The sequence below is a fragment of the Bacillus sp. GW823-FHT06A11 genome (genome assembly GCF_058795355.1).
Genome location: NZ_JBXAHS010000010.1, coordinates 36,883 through 58,510, shown reverse-complemented (window position 1 = coordinate 58,510; position 21,628 = coordinate 36,883). Strand labels below are relative to the sequence as shown.

The following is a 21,628-nucleotide window of genomic DNA, read 5'->3' as shown; positions in this document are numbered from 1 at the left end:
TATGGACAACCTATTCCAATACGTCCTGCACTACGTATTATTAACAATTATGATAGTCGGGGCGCTATTACTATTCCCGTTCTTCCCAAAGTTCGTCCTCTTTTTAGCTTTTTTTATCATGCTCGGGATCGCTATTATAATTTCAACAAGAGAAGATGCCACGCAGAAAGAGAGCAGAGTTCAGCGCGTAAAGCTGTAACTTTGCTCTCTTTTCGTTTTCAATCACTAGTCTCTGTTACACATATTTATCCCGCTATTTGCCGGGCAGTAACCCCCCCACTGATTAAAGTTTCACTTTATCTCTCGGGAAATAATTAGCCTTTGTTTTTGTGATTACTCCTATTGAAAAGCCACTAATGACATTTATTTTTCACCTTATCATTTCATACGCTTCACAAGCTATGCAAATTGAGGAACACGGATTTATCTAAGTTACTGTTTCACGTGAAACACATCGCTTCATTTAATCTTTAAAGTAAAATATCATTATGAAAAAGCCACTTCCTCCAACAAAACTGAAAGGAAGTGGCTTTCTACTCTTTACTCCAAAATATTCTCTAACTCACTATATAACTTCGCTCGTAACAACTCTTTCATCGTTTTTTCCTCATATAATTTTTCAAGTCTTTCAACATCAGCTACATGTTCCATTTCACATTCTATTGCATATATATCTTCTTCTACATGCATTAACTCATTTTCAATCTCTTCAAGATTCCTAGCTTTTTTCTCTTTTACTGGAACCATTTCAACACTCTTTCTCCCTTGGCGTTTCTGCTTTATTACTTGCTTCTCAAGCTTTTCTTCCCATTTTTGACGAGCCCATGCATAGTTTCCTGCAAACTCAAATAATTTACATTCATCAATCCAGTACGTCTTTTCAAATAACTTATTTAAAAAATAACGATCATGTGAAACAGCTAGGATTGTTCCATTATATTGCTCAAGGGCTTCCTCTAAAACTTCCCTTGATTCAATATCAAGATGGTTTGTCGGCTCATCTAAAATTAGAAAATTGATGTCTTGATACATAAGTTGCGCAAGTCTTAACCTCATTTTTTCTCCACCGCTCAGTTGCATTACTTTCTTAAATACTGCTGGACCATAAAATAAAAACTTAGCCAATATATGTCTTGCTTCTCCTTCGGTTACAGCTACATACTCTCTAAACGCTTCTAATACATTACTCTTCACATTTCCATACGTATGCTGTGATAAATAACCAATTTTGACACTACTACCAATTCGAATTTCACCAACGTCTGGATTTATTTCTTCTAATAGTAGTTTTAATAATGTAGTCTTTCCTGTACCATTACGACCAACGATAGCCGCACGCTCTTGAAAACGAACATGTAAATTCGCTTGTTCAAATAAAGGTCGTCCAGCAAAACCTTTACTCACTTCTTTCATTACAACAACATCTTTCCCGCTTCTCTCTTGCCCTTCAAACTGAAGACCCATCTGTTTTCGTTCTAAAATTGGCCTCTTTAATTTCTCTATACGTTCTAACGCACGTTCCATATTTCTCGCTCTTTTATGCAATCCTTCATTCGGAGGGTTCGCTTGATTTGCCCATTCACGTAGACGCTTAATTGCTTCTTTCATTTTCTTTATTTTCTTTTGTTGCTCCTGATAAGCTTGAAACTCTTGAAGTAATCTTTCTTCCTTCTCCTCAACGAACTGAGAATAATTCGTATGGTACACGTGAATCTCTCCATCTTCCAGATCAAAAATTTTCGTTACAACTTCATCAAGGAAATAGCGATCATGTGAAATAACCATAACTGTTCCAGTGTATTCTTTTAAAAATTGCTCTAACCATTCAACTGCAAATAAATCTAAATGATTTGTTGGTTCATCTAATAGAAGTAAATCTGGTTTCTGCAATAGCATATATGCAAGGCTTACTTTCGTCTGTTCTCCTCCACTTAATTCTGTAAATACTCTTGAAAATAAGTCTGTCACTTGTAAGCCATTTGCTACCTTCATTATATTTGCCTCGATTTCATAACCACCGAGAAACGCAAATTTTTCTTGAATGACTCCGTACCTCTCCATTAGCTTTTGCAAAGAAGATTGTTCCTGCTCCTCCGCCATATTTGTTTCTAGAGCATGCATTTCTTTTTCTAATTCCTTTTCTACTTTAAAAGCAGAACTCAATACATCATATACAGTCATAGCCTCATCAAACTTCGGAATTTGTGCGACATGACCAATACGTGTACCTTTCTTCATATGAATGGCTCCTGCATCCAAACTCTCCCTTCCCGTTAGAAGCCCAAAGATTGTTGTCTTCCCACTACCGTTACGACCAACTAATCCAACACGTTCACCATTCTTTATTTCAAGCGATATATTTTCAAATATGGTGTTTCCACCAAAAGATTTCGTTACATTATTTACACTACAAATAGTCATTTTCCGTACTCCTTTCAATATAAAAAACCATGAGAAAGAAACATTCCCCATGGTTTTCGGCATAGAAAAAGGAAGCCAAATAGCTCCCTTTTCACACGTTTATTAAAAATGGGTGAAGAGATTTCTATCGTTCAATAGTCACTATGCAATTGTTAAAAAAGGGCATACGTATCCCGTTAACAACTACATCATGAAAAATCGCACGACAAAAATAGATAAAATCTAAAAATTTGGCACGTGCAGCTAAAGAACGTTTCATCTCATTCACCCCTTTCGTACGGAATTTAATACTTACTTCTTTATTATACTTTCCAATTTCATGTTTGAATAGTCATTTTTCTGAAAATAATGAAGATAGACTAAACATTTCAATAAGTGACATCAAATCTTACAAAACTGTTATGTTCACGTAATGGAAAGCGATAGTACGAAAAGATGCCTCCCTATACAATAAAGATGTAAACAAGAGAGACAAACAAAAGGAGGAAACAAACATGATGAAAGAAATCGTAAAAGCAATCTTTGAGGTATTAGTGAACGGACAAGCAGTTGTAAAAGAACTAAATGAACTATAAAAAGGAGTGAAGAAATATGATGAACATGGTGAAAATGATTTTACACGCTTTAGTCGATGCAAAAGCAGTTAGCCAAGAATTAAACCAACAATAAAAAGGGGTATATGAATATGAAGAAAGCCATTATTATAATTGCAAGCACAGCAATTACTTTATACACAATAAAAAATAGAAAAAAGAAAAATACTGAAAATGTTCTATATTATCCATACACACTATTAGAGAAAAAATAAAAGACAAGGTACCCTATCGTAATAAGGATATCTTGTCTTTTATTTTTTCCATATTGCCTTTAGAGGATTTCCTTCTCCTTTTCCCGAATGTATTAAGCGGGATTTTTACACATATTTTAAAGGGGCATATATACAAATGGATACACAACAACTATATTTTTTAAACGATATTGGTAAACAAAAACCAGAAAGTATTCGGAATAGAAGCGCTGCATGTCCATTTTGCGATAAAGAACATTTAACGGATATTTTAGCAACTGATGGTTCTATTATTTGGTTAAAAAATAAATTTCCTACATTACAAGATACATTTCAAACAGTGTTAATCGAAACCGGTAATTGCGAAGATCATATCGCAACATATACAGAAGAACATATGCGGAAATTAATGCAATTTTCTATTCAACATTGGTTACACTTACAGAAGAAAGAAGAGTTCGCATCTGTGATTTTATACAAAAATCACGGTCCATTTTCAGGTGGAAGTTTGCATCATGCACACATGCAAATTATCGGAATGAAATATGTAGATTATCTTGAAAATATTGAAGAAGAAAATTTCCAAGGGGTAATTGTTCAAAAAAACGAACGCATTGAGCTTAATATTTCAGAGCGTCCCATTATTGGCTTCACTGAATTCAATATAATCATTGATAATATTTCATATATAGATGATATGGCAAATTACATTCAGCAAACTGTACGTTACATACTGACAGATTTCCATAAAGGATGCAGTAGTTATAACTTATTCTTCTATTACTTAAATAGAAAAATTATTTGTAAAGTTGTTCCTAGGTTTGTCGTTTCACCGCTGTATGTAGGATATAAAATACCTCAAGTTTCTACAAAACTAGAAGAGGTGAAAATACAACTCACGCAGTATTTTACGAAAGAGAAGGATGAAATTATTCATAAAAAAACAGAGTAGGTATCAAAACCTACTCTTTAATTACACCTTTATTTCGATAGTACACATCTTCTAATCCGATGTTATACTTCATGTTATTATCCGTCCACTCTGGCCCTAAATTCCCTGGCCACCCAGATGTATTCGCTATATATTTCAGTAATGCAAAATCAGTTAAACCTTTTTGCACCCCGCGCTTATATCCTTTCATCAAATGCGGCATTGCAATTTGTGCATTTGTACGTGGATCTTTCAGCTCATCATCAGTTAAATGTTCTGGTGCAAGCCCGCCGCCGCGGTGTAGTTGAAACAATCCGAATGAAGTTCCATTATCTCCAACACTTCTTGGATTTAATCGACTTTCATGCTCAGCAATTGCAAGAGGTATCCATTCCGGAAGATTTACTTTCTTAGCTTCCTCTATAATGATTTGTTTCATCTGTTTTGCTTCTTCTGAATCAACATAGCTTGTTCCATTCACTAGCTTATCCATTCCTTCAGACTTTCCTTGGAAATATAAATATACCCCAAGAACAACTAAAAATCCTACAAAGAATTTCTTCACTACCTCTACCTCTTTCTCCGCTGAAATTTGTCCCCTTTCAGCCTTCCCTTTACAATTACCTACATTCTACTACTCTTTTATCATAGCAAATAACTATACATATTATCATCATGCTTTAGACCGATTTTGTGAAAAAAAGCTGGTAAATACGTACAAAAATGTAACTTTCATAGACTATAACGCATCCATTGTATATAATTGTAAATTGAATTCTAAATATAAACTAGGAGAATAATAATATGAAAAAATGGCTGTTACTCTTATTTAGTTTACTACTATTAATTCCTGTCCCTATTTCTGCACAAAAAACTGAACAACCAAAAACCCTTATTTTATACAGTTCAAACGATGATCAAATTACAAGCGATATCCAAATACTTAATACACAAGTAGGGCATTTCACTAATAATATAACAATTAAAAACATAAAACAGTTAGCTGAAATAACTGATAAATCTTCGTATACACATGTTATTTACATGGGTGAAAAACAAGAAGAACTTTCTACTGAAGCAAAGGAATTTCTAGAAGGCTTCCCAGGACCATTACTAGTTTTAGGTCAAAATATAGAACAGTTATCTACTCGTTTTTCATTTATCACACTTAAAAATGAAGATATAAACTCTGATACAATTGAATATCCAACACGTAAACTAAAGAATATATTAGAAGAAGAAAGATCAATTAAACAACTTGATACAAACGGAACAATTCTCGCACATGCTTTAAGAGGAAATAATACTTATCCATTAATTGTACAGCAAAATAATTCTTATTATGTAGCAACTTCTAACCTCTTTGATTGGATATCTTATTATATTGGCGAAAGCCTATTTTCTTATTTTCGGCAAAAACCCGAAACCAATAAAAAATTAGCTTATTTACGTCTTGAGGATGTTCACCCAGCAGCAGATATAAATCAATTGAAAGAAATTGCTGAATTACTAAAAGAGAAGAAGATTCCTTACATGATCACTGTTATTCCTGTATATACAGATCCAGATACAGGTAAAACACTACATTTAAAAGATAAACCCAAACTAGTCGATCTTTTACGCTCTATGCAAGATGATGGCGCAGCGATTATTATGCATGGTTACACTCACCAATTTTATGATAGTGAAACTGGGGAAGGTTTTGAATTTTGGGACGTAAAGACGGATCAACCAATTCGCCAACCGAAACATGAAAAACCGAAGTCAAAAGATGAATTTCCAAATATAGAGTCATATAATCAATATGTAAAAAAAGGGGAAGAGTTTGAGGAAAAATATACGACAGATCACATCGAAAAGGGGATTCAAGAACTTGTAGATGCTAAACTATATCCTGTCGCCTTTGAAGCACCTCATTACACAATGTCTCAAAAAGGGTATGAAATATTATCAAGATACTTTTCAACTTATGTAGGACAACTACAGTTAAGTGATACAACTTGGAAATCCATGCACTCTCCAGCATATAGAAGTACACCATCATTTCTACATGGAATGAAATTAACGCCTGAAACAGTCGGTTTTATTGAAGAAGATAAGCCACAAGCTATTGCTAAAATGAAAGCAAATGCTTTATCTGTTGCTAAATTATCCGATGGGATTATTGGAGCATTCTATCATCCTTACTTAGGTGTGAAACCATTAAAAGAAGTGTTAAAGGATCTAGAGAGTATTCCAAATATAGAATGGATTGATTTACAAAAGGAAAAGAATGAAGTAAAAATGAAAGATATTCATATTACTACGAATAAAGACGGCATTCACGTTAAAAAACCAACAAGTGCAAATGACATAATTGATTATATAAAGCAATATGGCTTCTTCCTTATACTAGGATTCGTTATTATTGTCTTTCTTTTATTATTAAAACGCGCGAAAAAATTAGAATCCTAATACAAAACCATCGAGCGGAACGCTTGGTGGTTTTTTGTCCTATATCAAACCGTGGCATTTTATTAAATACATTCAATTTTTACTTTTTCCGTTACATGATTAAAACTATAATTCTCCTATCCTTTCAAATAAAATCGACTTGTATTTTCATATATTGTTTCTGCAACCTTATCAATGGATATGTTTTTTATAGAACTAATTTTCTTTAATACCTCTCGAATCATTCTTGGATGCGTTATAACACCCTCTTGAAATTCCCACGGTCCATCTGTTTCTACCATCATATATTCAAGCGGATAATACGAAACGATTTTTCTAATCTTCTCCTTATGTAAAACATCCGGTGTAATCGAAATATAATAACCATTTCTCATCATCCGTTTCATTGTTTCATCGCTTCCTTTAAACCAATGGAAGTGTGCACGTGAAACTTTATATTTCTCTAGCAAATCACATACAATGTCAGCATCTTCATAAACTGCATGTAATACAATCGGCAAATTATACTTACTAGCTAGTTCTATAAATTTTTTCAATACAGCTATGTATGGATCTGCAGCAATTCTTTCATCTTCTTTTCTCAAATAATAGGGCAAACCTACTTCACCAATCGCAACAATTTCCTCTGCGTTCTGTTCAATAAGTTGATAAATCTGTTCACACTCTTCTTTATGAATCTGTTGCTCTGGATGAAATCCTATCGCTGGATATATAAAGGGATACTTCTTCGCTAAAGATAACGTTTCCTTACAAGATTGATAATTCATAGATACCGCAATAAGCCCCTTTATTTCATTACTATTTTCCACCTCTTTCAGTAATCTGCTCTTCTCTTCATCCTTATATTGATCAACATGTATATGACTATCAATCCATTTCATCTTTATGCCCCCATAAAAAAAACAAGAAAGGACTTCCTTTCTTGTTTTAGCATCTATATTATTTAACAATTAAGTTTGTTATGATATCAAATAATCCAATACACACTACGGCAACAGTAAAGTAGCTACAGAAATCTTTAATTGGTAACTTCACTACTTCTTCTTTACGCATCCCATTTTTCTCCCTTCTTACTAGATCCCTAATTATTTTTCTATCTGTATCTATTATGCAAAAAATATGACAAATTTACTATCGAATTAACTTACGTAAACCTTACAATGTTGTAAGGTTTAAAAAAGATCCCCATCTTTATTCAGATGAGCATTATTAAAAATTAGTTGGTTTTTCATTCTTCATTACAAACAGAAAGTAATACATTGAGACTTTCTAGTTACACTATATGAAAATTACTATCTTTTAACTATCGAATTACATTACAGAAGGCTTACATGTTTGTAAGTTATGTGTAATGTAATTCGATAGTTCTCCTTACTTATATTTCGTACAATAAAGTTAGAAAGTAAGCCAAATAAGAAGAACAATCACATAACCAAATTACATTGCTAGTAGCTACTCTTCTTATAGCTTTCACCCATGCTACTACAATGTACCCCCTTCCCCTTTATATAACAAAAAAGCCTTAGTCTATATGGACTAAGGCTTTTTTGTTAACCTTAAAAATACCCTTACCCAGTATTTTTATTTTCGACAAAAAATAGCTGGGGGTATATTTCGCTATCTCACCGTTAAAAGTTTACTCTTCGCATTTATAGGAATATTTGCAACCTCAATCTCTTCAATGGACTCACCGTAACGCCCTTTTGCAAAAACCTTTAATGCTTCATCTCTCTTTAACATATGCTTAACCGTTTTCTTTATTTTCTGCTCTCTACCACGTTCATCGAATGCAATAAATTCATATTCATACCACTCATCACCGATATGCTGACCAATTGTATTCACAACCGTATAGTATTCTTTCGTCTTATACAGTGGATTATATTTATCGATAACCGGTCCAAGTTTCGTAGGCAGTAACATTACTACTATCACTATCATCGCTATTATAGTAGTGATCAATTTTTTCTTCATAATAAACATTCCTCCTCTGCAGGATATATATACATCCATTTTAAAAAGGGGGAATAAAATCTACTATTGAATCTCATTACATTACACTTACATTTTTGTAAGAATTAAAAAAGGTGAACGAATTTACTCGTTCACCTTTTAGCTTGCTTTAAAGCCACCGCCAAGTACATCACGTACATCATGTATAACAACGAAAGCATCTTCATCTACCCGGCTAATAACTTGTTTTAACTTAACAAGCTCTTGTTTATTAATAACAACATATAAAACTTCTTTATTTTTACCAGTATATCCGCCGCGCCCTTCTAATACAGTAACACCGCGTGTCATATTTTTCGTAATAGCTTCACGAATTAAATCTGGTTGATTCGAAATAATCGTAACAGCCGTTTTTGTGTCCATTCCTTCTACAATGAAATCAATCACCTTCGCTCCAATGAACACAGCCACAAGTGTATACATCGCCTTTTCTTGCCCTATTATAAATACAGAACCAGCAATTACAACAATATCAATAATTAGTACGCCTTTCCCTACACTCCAACCTAAATATTGATTTGCTAACTGAGCTAAAATTGCTGATCCTCCCGATGTACCTCCGGCTTTGAACATACAGCCTAATCCAATACCCACAAATAAACCAGCAAATAAAGCTGCTAATAATGTATCACTATTTACATGATACTCAATATGTTCTGTAACGTATAAGAACAAAGATGTTTCTACAATCCCTAAAATTGTATAAATCATTGTTTTCTTATCAAAAAATTTATAACCAACAGCTAGTAAAATTGCATTTATAGCAAAGTTCACAATTCCTGGTGACCAATCAAATAAGTAGTACGTAACAACCGTTAAACCAATAATTCCACCTTCCGATAAACGGTTTGGAATTGCAAAGTAATTAATACCAATTGCGAATAATAATGAACCAATTGTAATTAGTGTTATTTCCTTTATACGTTGATTAACCATAGTTCATACCCTCCCCCCATTTGACATTGTATCACTATCTCCTAGAGGTTTAGAAGTGGTTTTTATTCCGCATTTTCCCTCTTAAAAATTGAAATATTATGTTTAAACAGAGGGTTGATTAATTATTCATATTTGCTCTAACTGCACGGACAAATCGCTCCACATTCCCTTTCTGAATATACTTAGCGCGAATGGTTTCATGACTACAAGTAAATTCAAAATACGGATGAAAATCTATGCTATCTATATGCAAATATGAATACTCTTTAAATGTTGAAGAATAGTACGGAAATTTCCCGTAAAAAAGGAGACGTCTAGTAGTGGCAACAAAAACCCCATGTTGATACGATAATATAAAATTATCCTTCTCAAATATCCCTACCACAAAAGCCAGAATCTTTTCATCATCATCTACATACTTTTTCATACTCGATAAAAGTTCATTCATGCATATTCCTCCAAATTCTATTCACTGCATTAACACTTGAAAAGAATCCATGGATTATTACAGACCGGTTTAACTCCTTTATAAAGTATGAAACGCGTTTCCTGTCAAAGATATTTCAAAAAAATAATCCGTTATGCGATTATACACATAACGGATTACGATTAAACTGTAGAGCGTTCCACAAGTTCGTATGGAATTTCCAGCTTTTCTTGTTCAGAACTCTCGTCATTCACTTTTCTATGCAACATTTCAAAAGCAGTTTTCCCTATCTCCTTTAAATTTTGATCAATAGTTGTCAATTGTAACACTTGCGAGATAGGTTGATTATCAAAGCCAATAATCGCTAAATCCTCAGGAACTTGAATCCCTAATTTTTCAACTTCTGTCATAACCCCAATCGCAACTTCATCACCTGCTACTATTAATGCTTCAGGAAGATCCTGCATCTCTTTTAACTTATGAGCCACTTTTACACCATCTTCTAGTGTAAAACATTCTGTAAAAATCCATTCTTCATTAACCTCTTCGTCTATAGATTGCAATTGCTGTTTATAAACATCAAAACGTTTTTGGCTACTTGGCCCTAATTTCCTTCCCGTGCAATAACCAATTTTTTTATAACCTTTCTCAATCAAATAATCCATTCCTAATTGAAAGGCCGCTGAATGATTCGTATATACACTTGAGATGTTTGAAATATCATTGTCTTCACAAGCAATTATTGCGCCGTAAGAAGCATATGGTTCTATCGTTTCCCAATCATTTGCACGTGAACAAATAATAAGACCATCCAATTGTTTTGTTTTTAACATATGTAAACTTTTCATTTCTTCTTTTTTATTATAATTCGTTTGGCAAAGTAGCACCCTGTAATTATGCGCTAACGCAGTCTCCATCATTCCGCTCACCATCGCATCAAAACACGGATGATTAATATACGGTAAAATCACACCAACAATATTCGTTTTTCCTTTTGATAAATGAACAGCATTTGCGTTTTGCGAGTAATTCAATTTCTCAACTATCTCTATAACCGCTTTCCTTTTTTCTTCACTTACATATGGGTGATCATTCAACACTCTCGAAACAGTCGTAACTGAAACTCCCGCCATCTTTGCAATATCTTTAATATTAGCCATACACTCACCTCTACCTTTAACTTAATGAATCTCATGAACATATGTCAAATCTTCTTATCATTACACCTTCATTCGTTTCTCTTACAAAAGTGTAATTTTTCTGTAAGCTAATTCGATAGTTACTTTCCGCAACATTTCATACAATTGAGTCAGAAACAGGGTAACAACTATTCGAAAAGGAGCGGATTAATATGCTGAACAAAATGAAAACGAACAATTTCTTAAATACAATGGGCATGGTATTTTCCGCTCTTATCGACGCAAAAGCTGTTGCTTCTACATTAAACAAGTAAGGAGAATATATTATGAATAACATCACTTTTAACAAATTAGATTTTTTAGGACTAGCTAGTGGCTCGCTTCTTCTTACTGCTTTTATTTACGCCGCTACGCTTGTATAACTTTGTGTCCCCTTTCCCCTTTATTATAAATAGTAATAGAAAAGACGACCGTCTATGCCCGGTCGTCTTTTCTTATTTTTGATTTGATTGCAAAGCTTCTTTTAACTCCTCAAACTTCTCATTTAATTGATCTGTCATCATTTTCATAGCGGTTTTTCGATCTATTTGTTCTCCAGCCTCAATTTGAATTGGATCTCCAAAAATCAATTGTGCCTTTTTCCCCTTTATTAATTCTTTTACACTTGATGGACCAACATAAGCTGCTGGTACTAACGGAACATTAGAACGCATCGCAATTGTCACAGCACCCGCTTTTAATGAAACATCTTCCGCTGATCTTGTTCCACTCGGAAAAATCCCTACTACCTTTCCTTCTTTTAATAAACGTGATGGAATTTTAAGTGTACTTGGTCCTGGATTCGCACGATCTACAGGGAATGCATTTACATTTTTAAAGAACCAATTTTTGAATTTCCCTTCAAATAATTCTTTTTTGGCCATGTAATGAATTTGAGTTGGATACATCCCTGTAGCTAACATTAATACATCCATAAAACTTGTATGTGTACATGCAACAACATACGGTCCACCTTCTGGTAGCTTTTCTCTTCCTTGTACTTCTACTTTCCCAGCTGTTTTAAATATATATTTCAACAAAAATGTAATTGGTTTATACATTTATTTCGTTCCTTTCTAAACATCCGAAGTATAATCATATTCTTACAATAATTATAACACTAAGTTTTAGGAGTTGGTAATAAAATTAAGGATGAATTGTTAAATTTCAATTCTTACAAAAGTGTAATTTTCTTGTAAGCTAATTCGATAGTTACTTCTTACTATATTTCATACAATTAAGTCAGAAACAGGGCAACAATTATTCGAAAAGGAGTGGATCAATATGATGAACAAAATGAAAACGAACAATTTCTTAAATACAATGGGCATGGTATTATCGGCTCTTTTCGATGCAAAAGCTGTTGCTTCTGCATTAAACAAGTAAGGAGAATGTATTATGAATAACATTACTTTTAACAAATTAGATTTTTTAGGATTAGCTAGCGGCTCTCTTCTTCTTACTGCTTTCATTTACGCTGCTACGCTTGTATAACTTTGTGTCCCCTTTCCCCTTTATATAGAAAAAGACGACCGTCTATGCCCGGTCGTCTTTTTAATTTTTTCTTTCTTTCAACTCTTTTAAAAGCTGTATCAGCTCAGCTTGTTGTTTTATCTTTTTACGACCATTTCGATTAATTGCTGCAAGCTCACAGGCAACTCCGACGGCGAAGAAAAACAATAAACTTTCTAACATGTGAAATCCTCCATTTGCCTATTAAACAGCTTGACGTAATTGTTCTTCTTGTAAAACTCTCTTATTTATATTTTCTTCTTTTCTCTGGCAAACGTTATTGCGAATAAGTGCTGCAATAACAAGTACAGTCCCTATAATATCAAACATTGTGATCTGATACCCTTGCATCATCATAATAACTAAAGTCGTAATTGGTACAAAATTAATAAATAAAATCCCATTAATAGATGATAAAATTTTCACACCATAGTTCCAAGCAAGTAGCGCTACAATACCTGGCAATGTCATCATAAATAACAAATCATACTTCACAATAGAAATCGTTCCCATACTAGGAACTGAAACATATCCAAGGGACGTAATAATTACCGTTATAATTCCTGTAACAGTCGTACCGAATACACACGTCAACGTAGAATAACGTAATGTTGACCAATCACTACACGTTTGACCACCCATCGTATAAATAACCCAGCCTACAACACCAATAAATATAAATGCTAATGAGAACATATTATCTTTCAATGTTACAAAGAAACTCATGTCACCTTTTGTAATAACAAACACAGCTCCTACAAAAGCAATAACCATACTCGTTATCATATACCTCTTCGGTTTTATATGCTTATATCCCCATAAAATACAAATAGAAATCATCGGCATAAGTGATTCCATAATGGAAGCTACCATTACACCCGACTTACCCATTAACATTTGCCCTAAAAATATGAGGACATTATATACTGTAAATGCCATCGTTCCAAAAAAGACGAGTAACTTTCCTCTTCCCTCTAAACGAAATGCCTGTTTTCCTTCTTTCATTAACAACAATACAATCAGCATTATCGCCACTGCTCCATAACGAATAAGCGAAAAATAAAATGGATCTATGTATTCTAGCGCATGATCAGCAACTGGAAACATCGCTCCCCATGACATACTCGCAATTAAACACGCTAAAGCCCCTATTATCATTTGACCTCTTCTCACCGCAATCCCCCGTTTCTTTCTATTTGCACAAAGAGAATTGTAAAAGAAAAAATATATCACGTAAAATGATTCAAAATGATGTTAACTATCATTTATAATGATAGTTAACATCAAGGGGGATTACAAAATGGAATTACGAGACTTACAAATCTTTAAAAGCGTTGCCGACCAGGGTAGTGTAAGTAGCGCAGCAAAGGAATTAAATTATGTACAATCAAATGTAACTGCACGTATTAAACAACTAGAAAACGAATTAAAAACCCCACTCTTCTACCGCCATAAACGAGGAATGACTTTAACAGCTGAAGGAAGAAAAATGCTCGTTTATGTTAGTAAAATTTTGCAAGATGTCGACGAACTAAAACAAATATTTTTAGATAGCGAAACACCCTCCGGTATATTAAAAATCGGTACAGTCGAAACAGTAAGTACACTGCCTACCATTTTATCTTCTTACTATAAAAGCTATCCGAATGTCGATTTATCATTACAAGCGGGTCTAACAGAAGAATTAATTAGAGAAGTACTTGATCATCAATTAGATGGCGCCTTTATATCAGGTCCTATTAAACATCCACTAATCGAACAATACGATGTTAGTACAGAGAAATTAATGCTTGTAACACAAAATAAAGCCTTTCATATAGAAGAATTTACAACAACGCCTCTACTCGTTTTTAACCAAGGATGTGGATACCGCTCCAAACTAGAACGATGGCTGAAAGATGAAGGTTTGCTACCAAAAAGAATTATGGAATTCAATATATTAGAGACAATATTAAACAGTGTTGCACTCGGCCTCGGAATTACACTCGTACCACAGTCTGCTGTCCATCATCTTTCTAAAGCAGGTAAGGTACATTGTCATCCAATCCCTGAAAAATACGGCAGTATTTCAACGGTTTTCATACGCCGTAAAGATAGCTATATGACGAATTCAATGCGTAGCTTTTTAAAAACAATTGAAGAGCATCATCATATTAATATGCTGTGAAAGACATTCTTACATGAATGTCTTTTTTTCTTACAAAAGTGTAAGTCTTTCGTAAGCTAATTCGATAGTTGCAAGTGAACATATTTCCTATAATTAAGACATAAGCAGGGCAACAACAATTCGAAAAGGAGCGGATACGCATGATGAACAATATGAAATCAAATAAATTATTAAATACAATGGGCATGGTGCTATCCGCACTTGTCGATGCAAAAGCTGTTGCAACTACATTAAACAAATAAGGAGAGATTATAATGAACAACATTACTTTCAACAAATCAGACTTCATCGGACTTGCAAGTGGAGCTACTCTTCTTACGGCTTTCATTTACACACTTGCTCAAGGTCTTGTTTAACACTTTGTATCCCCAAACCCCTTTATATAGAAAAAGCTGCTCGTCTTATAGACAAGCAGCTTTTTAGTTTGTTTCATATATAATTTGACCTGTTTTCGTAATATCATATCCGCCAATCGCATTTAATTCATTATGAAATTCTTCCGATTGCAGAATGTCTTTCACGACTTCAATCAGCTCTTCATTTTCTTTATTCTTCAAAATTACTAAATCATACTGTTCTTTCATGATTGGAATAAAGTCCACATTTACAATTTGCGAAAACTTTTCTGAACCTACTCCTACATCAGCTTTTCCATTTGCAACTTGCGTGGCAACACCCAGATGATTCGATTCTTCCCATTCATATCCACTAATATCAGCTTTATTTAATTTTTGGATTCGTAATTGTTCATCCACTAACACTCTAATACCAGAACCCTTTTCTCGATTTATAAGCTTTATAGTGGATCTGGATATGTCGGCCCATGTCTTTATTTTCTTCGGATTTCCTTTTTGGACATAAAATCCTACATTTCTGGACAATAAATTAATCATAATACATGGCTGGCCTACTAAAATGCGTTTTACATAAGGAACATTATATGTACCCGTTTCACCATCAAACAAATGCAAACTAACGATACTTCCTTCTCCTTGATACATTTTCACTAAACTTGTTAAGCTACCTTGATACGCCCTTAAAACATTAGAACTTGGCAAACGATTTTCTATACGTTTAGCTAACATATCTAACGTTAGTTCTTGACCACTAATAATACACGTGTTCAAGATACTACTACCATCGTTTTTTACAGGAGTAACTTGTACCTTTCCTGTTTTCATTTGTTTTATATATTGATCTAAATCTGCTGCATCAATGCGCATCTGTCTACCAACTCTATAAGAAGGAAGTTCTCCTTTTTTAATTAAGTCGTATACAGTTAATTTTGATACTTTTAATCGCTTTGCTACTTCTTCCGTTGTGTAGGAATGATGATCCATAGACGATTCCTCACTTTCTTCTTTCATTGTAACAAAGAAAAGAATATTTCTCCTATTTTTTAAAAATAGATATATGTTCAAATTATATTCAATTATAACTAGTTATATTTAGTTATATTTAGTTATAATTAGATGTGTCAAAACGAAAGGGGATTTTTTTATGAATAAATTTACATTACGTTCGATTGGGGCACTTATACTTTCTTTTCTTCTTATATTTAGTGTTGCATGTACAAACGGAGATAAGAAAGAGAAATCAACTGCTAAAGAAGGAAAAGCAGTTGAACTTACTATCTCAGCTGCTGCAAGCTTACAAGATGCATTAAAAGAAATTGAAAAACAATATAAAGAAAAAGAACCCAATATTAAACTTTCTTTTAACTTCGGTGCTTCTGGAGCACTTCAACAACAAATTGAACAAGGTGCACCTGCTGATTTATTCTTCTCTGCAGCAGAAGATAAATTCCAAACCCTTGTAAAAAAAGGATTCATTAATGAAAAAGAAGGGAAAAATCTTCTTGGAAATGAACTAGTTCTAGTCATCCCTAAAGATAGTTCTCTTACAAAATTTCAAGATTTAAAAGATGAGAAAATCAAAAAAATTGCACTTGGTACACCTGAATCTGTACCTGCTGGAAAATATGCAAAAGCTTCTCTAACACACGAAAACCTTTGGAATGATGTTCAAAATAAAGTCGTATTTACAAAAGATGTTCGCCAAGTGTTAACATATGTAGAAACAGGGAATATCGATGCTGGTATCGTATACAAAACAGATGCTCTCATTTCAGATAAAGTAAAGATTGGTGAAACAGCAGCAGCTACTTCTCATGAGCCAATCCACTATCCTTTAGGTGTTATAAAGGAATCTAAACATAAGAAAGAGGCGACTTCATTTTATGAATATTTGCAGTCAAAAAATGCACAATCTATCTTTAAGAAATATGGATTTACAGTCCTGTCGTAATTACTATGAGCATTGATGCTATTATATCGCCTGTCTTTCTATCTTTAAGAGTAGCTGCGTGTGCCACTATTCTCGTTACAATTTTAGGGACGATTGTCGGGCGAGCACTAGCTCGCTCCTCATGGCGATATAAAGTACTATTAGAAACCATATTTTTATTACCAATGGTACTTCCACCAACTGTTATCGGCTTCTTTCTCATTATCATCTTTGGAAACAACAGCCCGATCGGAAGGTGGGTTGAATCATTATTTCAGCAGTCTATTATGTTCACATCTACCGCTGCGATCATCGCTTCTACAGTTGTTGCATTTCCGCTTATGTACCAATCAGCGAAAACGGGATTTTCTATCGCAAATGTACAAATTGAAGAAAGTGCTCGTGACCTTGGCGCAAGTGAATATCAAGTTTTTCTGCACGTTACACTTCCGCTCGCATTTCCTGCATTACTAAGCGGGATGATTTTGAGCTTTGTCCGCGCGCTCGGTGAGTTTGGTGCTACACTCATGTTTGCCGGGAATATCCCTGGTAAAACACAGACAATCCCGACTGCAATTTACATGGCCATTGACGCAAGTAATATGCAACTCGCCTGGACACTTGTGGTTATCACTATTAGTATGTCACTCCTATTTCTGCTATGTATTCAGCTTATTAACAAAAGAATTACTAACCCTTAAAGCAGCTTTTTTGGAAGCTGCTTCTTTATTTCTTAGGAAATAAAATATACCACCGGGAAATAACTGAATTTTACCTCTTATTTAAATATACATTTTATTTGAATTCACTTTCTAAAATAGGCAATTTCCTGTTATTATATGGAGGTGTTTCAAAAAATGAAGAAATGAAAACGCATTTATATCGTGAATTCTTCATCCTGTTTTAGCGATCGGTAATCTTCTACTCTATTAGTGGGGCATTACCGATCGTTAGAACGATATGTAACTATATTGGTATAGCAAACCGAAGGGAGTCTTGTAATGGACATTTTATTAGCGCTTCTTCCTGCAATTGCATGGGGAAACATCTTATTAGTAAGCGTAAAAATGGGCGGTGGTGCATATAGCCAAACGGTAGGTATGACAATCGGTGCTCTATTCTTCGCAACAATTATGTATGTATTTACTCAACCAGCTTTAACAATGACAGTCTTAATTGTTGGGTTTATTTCAGGTTTATTCTGGGCTTTAGGACAAGTAAACCAATTAAAAACAGTTGAAAAACTAGGTGTTTCAACTACCGTAACAATTTCTACTGGTATGCAACTTGTTGCAACTTCTATCTTTGGGGTTATCGCTTTCCGTGAGTGGACTACTACTACAACGATTATTCTGGGAACGATTGCAATCCTATTAATCGTAGTTGGTGTTGTATTCACATCACTAGATGATAAAGAAAATGCTCAGCCACCAGGACAATTGAAAAAAGGACTTCTTACTTTAATTGTTTCTACTTTCGGCTATCTTGTATATGTAATTATTATTCGTTGGTATAATATCGATGGTTGGTCTGCTATTTTACCACAAGCAGTTGGTATGTTTGTTGGTGCGGTTGTACTGACATCTAAACATAAACCATTTAACAAATATGCAATCCGTAATGCTTTATCTGGTTTACTATGGGGAACTGGAAACTTATTCTTACTTCTTTCATTACCACGTGTTGGAGTAGCAACAAGCTTCCCATTATCTCAAACTGGAATCGTTATCTCAACATTCGGTGCGATTGTATTCTTAGGTGAAAAGAAAACAAAACGTCAATTGATCTTTATTGCACTAGGTAGTGTTTTAATTATAGGCGGCGCTGTATTACTTGGTATGACAAAAGCATAATCTTATATTCTATTAGTAAACCCCTGAAGCATATGTGCTTCAGGGGTTTTTTAATTCTAATTATTTTCTAGATATAATTATTTGTATGTTCTTGCCCCTTATAATTGCTCTTCCACTCTAGCAAACCAGCTACACATATAAAGAGATTAATAATAGCTAATATTAGCATGACGTATAAACCAGTAGAAATATAAATTACAATGCTAACTACGTTATATAAAATCCATAAATGCCAGTTTTCTAATATTTTTCGACTTAACATAAATTGAGCCACTAGTCCCAATACGGCATTTAAAGCGTCTAAATATGGACTTGTTGACTCTAAATAACGGACTTGATAATAACCCCAACCAATCCAAGCAACTAAAATAAAACTTATATAAAAAGTCCACCCTTTCAAATCTAAACGAACTGTTGCTTTTACCTCTCCCTCCCCACTTCGTGCAATCCAATAATACCAACCATATACATTAAATATAAATTGAAAAGCGGCTAATACTGCCATTGCATATAAACCTTGTGTAATAAAAATGTATAAAAATACCGCAACAGTAATCATGCCAAATAAAAAGTTGGATACTTTTTCTCTCGCTAATAACCAAACATTAATGATCCCCATAATTGATGCGAAAATTTCAATATAACTCGATTGAATATACAATCCAACTAATACACAAATAATACTAGAAACAAGTAAAAAAAGTGGACTTCTAACCATATTTATCTCTCCCCAGATGTGTAATAAATTCCCTATCACCAGTATAAGGAATAGCCCTTTCCTTTACCACGAATTTCCACCTTCTCATTATCTATTCCATCTACGGTAAGTCTTTTCTTTTTACAAAATTCTCTTAAAGATGATATCGTTTTTATAACATATCTCTACTAGAAAGGAATAAAGGATATGCCTAACAAACATCGAATTTTATTTATTGGTGCTGGTCGTATGGCAGAAGCTATATTTTCCGGATTACTTAAAACAAGCAAAGAGTACATCGAAGAAATTATCATCTCTAACCGAAGCAACGTAGAAAAGTTAGAACAATTACAAAGGCGATATAATGTGTCTATTACAACGGATTGGAAGCAGCATATTACATCTGTTGATACGGTTGTTTTAGCAATGCCACCTTCTGCTCATGAAGAATTATTAGCTGAGCTATCTCCGTTAATATCAAATCAACTTGTCGTAACAGTAGCAGCTGGCATTGGACCATCTTATTTAGAAGCTAGACTCCCAAAAGGCACACCTGTTGCTTGGATTATGCCTAATACAGCTGCTGAAATTGGAAAGTCTATCTCCTTATATACAACGGGACAATCAGTAACCGAGATGCATCAAGAAACCCTGCAACTGCTTTTAAGAGGTATTGGTACTTCGCAACTTTGTACTGAGGAAGAAGTTCATCAGCTTACTGCAGTTACTGGAAGTGCACCAGCCTTCCTTTATTACTTTGCTGAAAGCTTAATTGAAGCAACAAAAAGTTATGGAGTCGATGAAGAAACCGCAAAACATCTTGTCATTCAAATGATTTCTGGCTCTGCTTCTATGCTCGAGCAAACGCAAAATCCAGCTAACCTCCGCGAACAAGTAACAACGCCAGGTGGTTCCACAGCTGAGGGTCTCAAAACTTTATACGAATATAATTTTTCAGAGGCAATTCAAAAAGCAGTAGAAGCAACAAACAAAAAAGCTAGGGGGAAATAATATGATTTTAACAAGTTTAAAAGACTATACAACATTACATAACGGTGTAAAAATGCCTTGGTTTGGTTTAGGTGTTTTTAAAGTAGAAGATGGTTCAGAAGTAATTGATTCTGTAAAAGCAGCAATTAAAAATGGCTACCGCAGCATCGATACTGCAGCAATCTATCAAAATGAAGAAGGCGTTGGACAAGCGATTCGTGAATCCGGTGTTTCACGTGAAGAATTATTTATTACCTCAAAAGTATGGAATAGCGATCAAGGATATGAAACAACACTTCAAGCATTTGAAACTACATTAGAGAAATTAGGTCTAGAATATTTAGATTTATATTTAGTACATTGGCCTGTAAAAGGGAAATATACTGAATCATGGAAAGCATTAGAAAAACTTTATAAAGATGGCCGTGTTCGCGCTATCGGCGTGAGTAATTTCCACATTCACCACTTACAAGACGTATTTGAAATTGCTGAAATTAAGCCAATGGTCAACCAAGTGGAATACCACCCACGTTTAGCACAAGAAGAGCTACATGCATTCTGTAAAGAACATACTATCCAGCTTGAAGCTTGGTCACCATTAATGCAAGGACAACTACTAGATAATCCAACGTTACAAGAAATTGCGACAAAATATAATAAATCAACTGCGCAAATTATTTTACGCTGGGATTTACAAAACGAAGTTGTAACAATCCCTAAATCAATTAAAGAACATCGCATTATTGAAAATGCAAACATCTTCGACTTTGAATTAAGTGCTGATGATATGAAAGCAATTCAAGCTTTAAATGAAGATCGTCGCGTTGGTCCAGATCCAGATAACTTTAACTTCTAGTAGAAAAACCACTGCCATATGCAGTGGTTTTTCTGTTTAAGAAAACTGAAAATTTAAACTATATTCCATTTGGTTGACACTTCATTATTCAAGGTGTAAGATTTTGAATTATCAAAGAAA

Annotated in this window: 26 protein-coding genes; 13 read left to right on the top strand and 13 right to left on the bottom strand. The window is 34.1% G+C overall.

Annotated features, from left to right (window positions below; translation table 11 throughout):
• Position 1: 1 nt before the first annotated feature.
• Positions 2-199 carry a hypothetical protein gene (locus AC1Q8L_RS27985; protein ID WP_000369254.1) on the top strand — a complete coding sequence of 66 codons (198 nt, stop codon included), beginning with the start codon at positions 2-4 and terminating at the stop codon, positions 197-199.
• Between the two features lie 341 nt (positions 200-540).
• Here the strand turns inward: AC1Q8L_RS27985 and abc-f are convergent, their stop codons facing one another.
• Together abc-f and AC1Q8L_RS27975 are read right to left on the bottom strand one after the other, a co-directional pair.
• Complete coding sequence (abc-f, locus tag AC1Q8L_RS27980; RefSeq protein ID WP_492339543.1) at positions 541-2,472, bottom strand: ribosomal protection-like ABC-F family protein; 1,932 nt, start codon at positions 2,470-2,472, stop codon at positions 541-543.
• 73 nt (positions 2,473-2,545) lie between these two features.
• The gene (locus tag AC1Q8L_RS27975; RefSeq protein WP_000830643.1) at positions 2,546-2,680 is read right to left on the bottom strand and encodes an RAxF-45 family protein; all 135 of its coding nucleotides are present in this window, start codon (positions 2,678-2,680) and stop codon (positions 2,546-2,548) included.
• A gap of 420 nt (positions 2,681-3,100) precedes the next feature.
• Here AC1Q8L_RS27975 and AC1Q8L_RS27970 point away from each other — a divergent pair, with 420 nt between their 5' ends.
• Both AC1Q8L_RS27970 and AC1Q8L_RS27965 read left to right on the top strand, forming a co-directional pair.
• A complete protein-coding gene (locus AC1Q8L_RS27970) occupies positions 3,101-3,229 on the top strand; it encodes a hypothetical protein (protein ID WP_002083998.1) in 129 nt (42 codons plus the stop codon).
• A gap of 136 nt (positions 3,230-3,365) precedes the next feature.
• The gene (locus tag AC1Q8L_RS27965) at positions 3,366-4,160 is read left to right on the top strand and encodes a DUF4931 domain-containing protein (protein WP_002094233.1); all 795 of its coding nucleotides are present in this window, start codon (positions 3,366-3,368) and stop codon (positions 4,158-4,160) included.
• Positions 4,161-4,170: 10 nt separating this feature from the next.
• Here the strand turns inward: AC1Q8L_RS27965 and AC1Q8L_RS27960 are convergent, their stop codons facing one another.
• Entirely contained in the window at positions 4,171-4,704 is a 534-nt protein-coding gene (locus AC1Q8L_RS27960) for a transglycosylase SLT domain-containing protein (RefSeq protein WP_000713249.1), read from the bottom strand.
• Between the two features lie 239 nt (positions 4,705-4,943).
• Here AC1Q8L_RS27960 and AC1Q8L_RS27955 point away from each other — a divergent pair, with 239 nt between their 5' ends.
• Positions 4,944-6,593: a DUF2334 domain-containing protein gene (locus tag AC1Q8L_RS27955; RefSeq protein ID WP_000759036.1), complete on the top strand. Its 1,650-nt coding sequence runs from the start codon at positions 4,944-4,946 to the stop codon at positions 6,591-6,593.
• A gap of 116 nt (positions 6,594-6,709) precedes the next feature.
• Here the strand turns inward: AC1Q8L_RS27955 and AC1Q8L_RS27950 are convergent, their stop codons facing one another.
• The 5 genes from AC1Q8L_RS27950 to AC1Q8L_RS27930 form a co-directional block, all read right to left on the bottom strand.
• On the bottom strand, positions 6,710-7,474 hold the full coding sequence (locus AC1Q8L_RS27950; RefSeq protein ID WP_000871108.1) for a TatD family hydrolase: 765 nt from the start codon (positions 7,472-7,474) through the stop codon (positions 6,710-6,712).
• A gap of 736 nt (positions 7,475-8,210) precedes the next feature.
• Entirely contained in the window at positions 8,211-8,567 is a 357-nt protein-coding gene (locus AC1Q8L_RS27945; protein ID WP_000727877.1) for a YxeA family protein, read from the bottom strand.
• 138 nt (positions 8,568-8,705) lie between these two features.
• Positions 8,706-9,542 carry a YitT family protein gene (locus AC1Q8L_RS27940; RefSeq protein ID WP_000248045.1) on the bottom strand — a complete coding sequence of 279 codons (837 nt, stop codon included), beginning with the start codon at positions 9,540-9,542 and terminating at the stop codon, positions 8,706-8,708.
• A gap of 118 nt (positions 9,543-9,660) precedes the next feature.
• Positions 9,661-9,990: a PH domain-containing protein gene (locus AC1Q8L_RS27935; protein ID WP_001004245.1), complete on the bottom strand. Its 330-nt coding sequence runs from the start codon at positions 9,988-9,990 to the stop codon at positions 9,661-9,663.
• A gap of 161 nt (positions 9,991-10,151) precedes the next feature.
• Positions 10,152-11,129 (bottom strand): LacI family DNA-binding transcriptional regulator, encoded by a 978-nt coding sequence (locus AC1Q8L_RS27930; protein WP_001273903.1) that lies wholly within the window; start codon positions 11,127-11,129, stop codon positions 10,152-10,154.
• A 305-nt stretch (positions 11,130-11,434) separates the two neighbouring features.
• Between AC1Q8L_RS27930 and AC1Q8L_RS27925 the strand changes: the two genes are divergently transcribed.
• Positions 11,435-11,530 carry a DUF3948 family protein gene (locus tag AC1Q8L_RS27925; RefSeq protein WP_001060007.1) on the top strand — a complete coding sequence of 32 codons (96 nt, stop codon included), beginning with the start codon at positions 11,435-11,437 and terminating at the stop codon, positions 11,528-11,530.
• 72 nt (positions 11,531-11,602) lie between these two features.
• Here the strand turns inward: AC1Q8L_RS27925 and AC1Q8L_RS27920 are convergent, their stop codons facing one another.
• Complete coding sequence (locus AC1Q8L_RS27920) at positions 11,603-12,208, bottom strand: lysophospholipid acyltransferase family protein (protein ID WP_000277778.1); 606 nt, start codon at positions 12,206-12,208, stop codon at positions 11,603-11,605.
• A gap of 337 nt (positions 12,209-12,545) precedes the next feature.
• Here AC1Q8L_RS27920 and AC1Q8L_RS27915 point away from each other — a divergent pair, with 337 nt between their 5' ends.
• Positions 12,546-12,641, top strand: coding sequence for a DUF3948 family protein (locus AC1Q8L_RS27915; RefSeq protein ID WP_001060007.1), 96 nt, complete (start codon positions 12,546-12,548; stop codon positions 12,639-12,641).
• A gap of 60 nt (positions 12,642-12,701) precedes the next feature.
• Here AC1Q8L_RS27915 and AC1Q8L_RS27910 read toward each other — a convergent pair whose 3' ends face one another.
• Both AC1Q8L_RS27910 and AC1Q8L_RS27905 read right to left on the bottom strand, forming a co-directional pair.
• Entirely contained in the window at positions 12,702-12,842 is a 141-nt protein-coding gene (locus AC1Q8L_RS27910) for a YrzO family protein (RefSeq protein ID WP_000894065.1), read from the bottom strand.
• Positions 12,843-12,863: 21 nt separating this feature from the next.
• Entirely contained in the window at positions 12,864-13,832 is a 969-nt protein-coding gene (locus AC1Q8L_RS27905; RefSeq protein ID WP_002152002.1) for a DMT family transporter, read from the bottom strand.
• A gap of 127 nt (positions 13,833-13,959) precedes the next feature.
• Between AC1Q8L_RS27905 and AC1Q8L_RS27900 the strand changes: the two genes are divergently transcribed.
• Together AC1Q8L_RS27900 and AC1Q8L_RS27895 are read left to right on the top strand one after the other, a co-directional pair.
• Positions 13,960-14,826, top strand: coding sequence for a LysR family transcriptional regulator (locus AC1Q8L_RS27900; protein WP_000423028.1), 867 nt, complete (start codon positions 13,960-13,962; stop codon positions 14,824-14,826).
• Between the two features lie 254 nt (positions 14,827-15,080).
• On the top strand, positions 15,081-15,182 hold the full coding sequence (locus AC1Q8L_RS27895; protein WP_001060018.1) for a DUF3948 family protein: 102 nt from the start codon (positions 15,081-15,083) through the stop codon (positions 15,180-15,182).
• 63 nt (positions 15,183-15,245) lie between these two features.
• Here the strand turns inward: AC1Q8L_RS27895 and AC1Q8L_RS27890 are convergent, their stop codons facing one another.
• The gene (locus AC1Q8L_RS27890; RefSeq protein ID WP_002152003.1) at positions 15,246-16,166 is read right to left on the bottom strand and encodes a substrate-binding domain-containing protein; all 921 of its coding nucleotides are present in this window, start codon (positions 16,164-16,166) and stop codon (positions 15,246-15,248) included.
• 160 nt (positions 16,167-16,326) lie between these two features.
• On the opposite strand from AC1Q8L_RS27890, the gene modA reads away from it, so the two are divergent.
• The 3 genes from modA (at position 16,327) to AC1Q8L_RS27875 (ending at position 18,965) form a co-directional block, all read left to right on the top strand.
• Positions 16,327-17,133, top strand: coding sequence for a molybdate ABC transporter substrate-binding protein (gene modA, locus AC1Q8L_RS27885; protein ID WP_001032242.1), 807 nt, complete (start codon positions 16,327-16,329; stop codon positions 17,131-17,133).
• A gap of 5 nt (positions 17,134-17,138) precedes the next feature.
• On the top strand, positions 17,139-17,813 hold the full coding sequence (modB, locus tag AC1Q8L_RS27880) for a molybdate ABC transporter permease subunit (RefSeq protein ID WP_002152004.1): 675 nt from the start codon (positions 17,139-17,141) through the stop codon (positions 17,811-17,813).
• Positions 17,814-18,113: 300 nt separating this feature from the next.
• Positions 18,114-18,965: a GRP family sugar transporter gene (locus AC1Q8L_RS27875; protein ID WP_000353546.1), complete on the top strand. Its 852-nt coding sequence runs from the start codon at positions 18,114-18,116 to the stop codon at positions 18,963-18,965.
• A 67-nt stretch (positions 18,966-19,032) separates the two neighbouring features.
• Here the strand turns inward: AC1Q8L_RS27875 and pnuC are convergent, their stop codons facing one another.
• Positions 19,033-19,683 (bottom strand): nicotinamide riboside transporter PnuC, encoded by a 651-nt coding sequence (gene pnuC / locus AC1Q8L_RS27870; protein ID WP_000252484.1) that lies wholly within the window; start codon positions 19,681-19,683, stop codon positions 19,033-19,035.
• 186 nt (positions 19,684-19,869) lie between these two features.
• Here pnuC and proC point away from each other — a divergent pair, with 186 nt between their 5' ends.
• Both proC and AC1Q8L_RS27860 read left to right on the top strand, forming a co-directional pair.
• Positions 19,870-20,673 carry a pyrroline-5-carboxylate reductase gene (proC, locus tag AC1Q8L_RS27865; protein WP_001133010.1) on the top strand — a complete coding sequence of 268 codons (804 nt, stop codon included), beginning with the start codon at positions 19,870-19,872 and terminating at the stop codon, positions 20,671-20,673.
• 1 nt (position 20,674) lies between these two features.
• Positions 20,675-21,508 (top strand): aldo/keto reductase, encoded by an 834-nt coding sequence (locus AC1Q8L_RS27860; protein ID WP_000604200.1) that lies wholly within the window; start codon positions 20,675-20,677, stop codon positions 21,506-21,508.
• Positions 21,509-21,628 lie beyond the last annotated feature (120 nt).